Here is a 1,606-nt window from a genome sequence, read left to right as displayed (position 1 = left end):
ACAAGCCGGCAGGCGTAGTGACGACCAATCGTGATCCCGAGGGCCGCAAGACCGTATTTGACGTGCTGCCCGCCGACCTGCCTCGCCTGATGACCATTGGACGGCTGGATATCAACACCGAGGGCTTGCTGCTGCTGACCAACGATGGCGGACTGTCGCGCGTGCTGGAGCTTCCGGCCACCGGCTGGCTGAGACGCTACCGGGTTCGCGTTCATGGCAAGGTCGAGGAAAGTGCGCTGGCCAAGTTGCGCGAAGGCATTGCCGTGGATGGCGTTTTCTACGGTGCCGTAGAGGCAAGCCTGGACAGAGAGCAGGGCTCGAATGCGTGGCTGACGATCGGCTTGCGCGAGGGCAAGAACCGGGAGGTCAAGAACATTCTTGGCGCGCTTGGTCTCGACGTGACACGGTTGATCCGCATTTCCTACGGGCCGTTCCAATTGAACGAGTTGCCGGAAGGGCATGTGCTTGAGATCAAGGGCCGCATGCTGCGCGAGCAGCTTGGCGAAAGGCTGATTGAGGAATCCGGTGCGAATTTCGACGCCGATATCGTAAAGCCGTTTTCGAACAAGCCGGTGCGGCGCGTCGAGCAACTGGAAGAAGCGGCCCCACGCTCAAGACCGGCACGCTCCGAAATAGGCGAGGGAGGTTTGATAAAGCGGCGCAAGTTCCGTGAGAACAGCCGCGACGAAGCGCTCGGAAAACTCTCGACGCGCCCGGAGCGGGGCTTTGGCGAGCGCGGCGGCAAGCCGGAACGGTTTGGGGCTGGTGGAAAGACGGGATTCAAGAAGGGTGAACGGGAGCGCCCGCCAATTGATCCACCGGGCCAGCGCAAGGCCAATGTATGGATGGCGCCGGGCGCCCGTCCGCTTGGAAAGGATAAGGCGGAACAGGAGAAGCCTGAGACCGATTTCCGCAAAGCCCGCGGTGCGCAGGATCGCGGAAGATCGCAGGGCGATCGCCCGTATGGCAAGCCACGCGGCGACCGTCCGGATCGGGGCGGTAGTGGACCCTACCGCAAGGGGCCGGGCAAGGGCCCGAAGGCGCGCTAGATGCGCGTCGTAGGAGGCGATTTTCGTGGCCGCCCATTGGCCACGCCACGCACTCACGAGATCCGCCCGACCACGGATCGGACACGTGAGGCCGTGTTCAACGTCCTGGCGCATCGATTTCCCGACAAACTGGAGGGTGCAAGGGTACTGGATCTTTTTGCAGGAACCGGAGCACTTGGCCTTGAAGCGCTGTCTCGCGGCGCAGGCTATGCCGTGTTCATCGAAGAATCGGCGGAAGGGCGCGGCTTGATCCGCAGCAATGTCGAAGCCTTCGGCCTTACCGGCAAGACAAAGATATTTCGTCGTGATGCTGCAGTGCTTGGGGAAGCCGGAACGCTGGCGCCCTTCGGTCTGGTTTTTGCTGACCCTCCTTACGGAAAAGGTCTGGGTGAACGAGCCTTGCAGTCGGCCAGGAAGGGCAGCTGGCTCGCTCCGGGGGCACTGTGCGTCGTCGAGGAATCCGCTTCCGTGCCATTTGAGCCGGGGGCAGGCTTTTTGATTGTCGATGAGCGCAGTTATGGCGAGACGGTGATCCGCTTTATCGAAACGGCCTGACT

At 62.1% G+C, this 1,606-nt stretch carries 2 protein-coding genes; both read left to right on the top strand.

Translation table 11 applies throughout. The annotated features are described in order from the left end of the window. On the top strand, window positions 1–1,049 hold a 1,049-nt coding region (locus WBF63_RS06630; protein WP_424368926.1), incomplete at its 5' end, for a pseudouridine synthase. After that, on the top strand, window positions 1,050–1,604 hold the full coding sequence (rsmD, locus tag WBF63_RS06625; RefSeq protein ID WP_424368925.1) for a 16S rRNA (guanine(966)-N(2))-methyltransferase RsmD: 555 nt from the start codon (window positions 1,050–1,052) through the stop codon (window positions 1,602–1,604). It begins immediately after the preceding gene. Window positions 1,605–1,606 lie beyond the last annotated feature (2 nt).

Source organism: Moheibacter sp. (assembly GCF_049672845.1).
GTDB lineage: Bacteria > Bacteroidota > Bacteroidia > Flavobacteriales > Weeksellaceae > Moheibacter.
Note: the sequence above shows the minus strand (reverse complement) of the source record. Positions and strands in the feature narration are given on the sequence as shown.

Excerpts from the sequence above, each read along its gene's own strand:
- rsmD (WP_424368925.1), top strand. The coding sequence starts at position 1,050 with ATGCGCGTCGTAGGAGGCGATTTTCGTGGCCGCCCATTGGCCACGCCA.